General features: G+C 63.3%; 1 protein-coding gene. It reads left to right on the plus strand.

Annotated elements, in window-relative coordinates:
- A partial coding sequence (locus EN893_RS31725; RefSeq protein WP_128362087.1) for a TonB-dependent hemoglobin/transferrin/lactoferrin family receptor occupies positions 1-1,918 on the plus strand: 1,918 nt, incomplete at both ends.

Here is a 1,918-nt window from a genome sequence, read left to right on the forward strand (position 1 = left end):
CCGCCAAGGCCGGCCGCCTGGCGCCGGCCAATCCCGCGCAGAACCAGCCGGCGACCATGCTCGACGTGATCACCATCTCGGCGACGATGATCAAGACGGCGGTGATCGAATCGATGGCCGCCATCAGCGCCATCGATCAGGACGAACTCGACCGCATCCAGCCCGACACCGCCGCCGACATCTTTCGCACCACGCCGGGCGTCGCCGCATCGATGAATGGCGACGACCCGGCGACCGCCATCAACATTCGCGGCCTGGAGCAGTATGGCCGCGTCGTCGTAACGCTCGACGGCGCCCGGCAGGATTACTGGCGCGTCGGCCACGGCTCTGGCTCGTTCTACGTCGAACCCGACCTGATCAAGGAAGCCACGGTCATTCGTGGCCCGGTGTCTAATGCCTATGGTTCAGGCGGCATCGGCGGCGTTGTTTCCTTCGAGACCAAGGACGCCGGCGATTTCCTTAAAAAGGACGAGCGCTGGGCGCTGAGCGAAAAGCTCGGCTATGAGGACAATGGCGACGGCTTCACCACCAGCACTACCGGTGCCTATCGTTTCAGCGACGATGCCGACATCATCGGCAACCTCATCTACCGCAACCGCGACAGCTATACCGACGGCAATGGCGAAACCGTGCCATGGACCGGTGAGCGGGTGACCAGCGGTTATCTGAAGACGACTCTGCGGCCGGCCGATGGCCACGAGCTGAAGCTCGGCGCCATCCTGCAGCGCTACAACGACCAGATCACCGGATCGAGCGGCTCGACCTCGCCGACGCTGAGCCGCTACGACACCAACACCACCAACCAGACCTACACCGCCGCCTATACCTGGAAGCCCGACGACAACGCGCTGATCGACTTCAGCGCCAATGCCTATCACAACCGCACCCGCGCCGAGCAGACGCAGGTCGCGCCCGCCTCAGGGATCGGCAATTTCCGTTTCTATGATGTCGCCACCTCGGGCTTCAACGTGAAGAACTCCTCGCGCTTCGACGCCTGGGGGCTGGCCCACACGCTGACCTACGGACTCGATTACTACTATCTCGAAGCCTCCTCGGAAGCGGCGCATTTCGGCGCTGGCCAACAGCAGGGCTATGGCGGCTTCCTGCAGTGGCAGGGCGATTACGAGGACTGGCTGCAGGCCATAGCTGCGATGCGCTATGACGGCTACCAACTCGATGGCGAGACGCGCATCCCGTCGCCACAGGAAGCCTCGATCTCCGGCGATCGCTGGTCGCCGCGCCTCACCGTCGGCGTCACGCCGTTTGACGGCTTTCAGCTCTATGGCACCTACTCCGAAGGCTACCGGGCGCCTGGCCTGCAGGATGTCTTCCGTGGCGGCGGCGCGCATGGCGGCGGCGACACCTATCGGCCCAATCTCCTGCTGCAGCCCGAAACGGCGAAGAGCTGGGAAGCCGGCATCAATGTCAAATACGATGATTTGCTGACGCCGGGCGACCGGTTGCGCGCCAAGCTCAACGTCTTCCACACCGACGTCGAGGACTATATCGACGTCGACCTCACCGTCCTGCCGCGCACGGCAATCAACATCGGCGACGCCCGCCTGAAGGGCGTCGAGGCCGAGATGGTCTATGACTACAACTGGGGTTTCGTAAACCTCGCCGGTGCGCTGATCAACGCCAAGGTCGTCAGCGGCGTCTATTCCGGCCAGGCGCTGAACAACACGCCGCTCGACCGCTTCTCGGCCACAATCGGCTTTCGCATGCTGGAGGACCAGCTCACGGTCGGCGCGCAATATCTCAGCGTCGGCAAGATCACCCGCACCAGCCGCACCAATCCCAACGCCGTGCCGATTGTCGACGACGCCTTCGATCTGGTCAATGTCTTCGCCAACTGGCGCGTCAACGACAACCTCAAGCTCGATTTCGGCGTCGATAACATCTTCAACACCGCCTACAC

The organism is Mesorhizobium sp. M7A.F.Ca.CA.004.04.2.1, assembly GCF_004022825.1.
Lineage (GTDB): Bacteria > Pseudomonadota > Alphaproteobacteria > Rhizobiales > Rhizobiaceae > Mesorhizobium.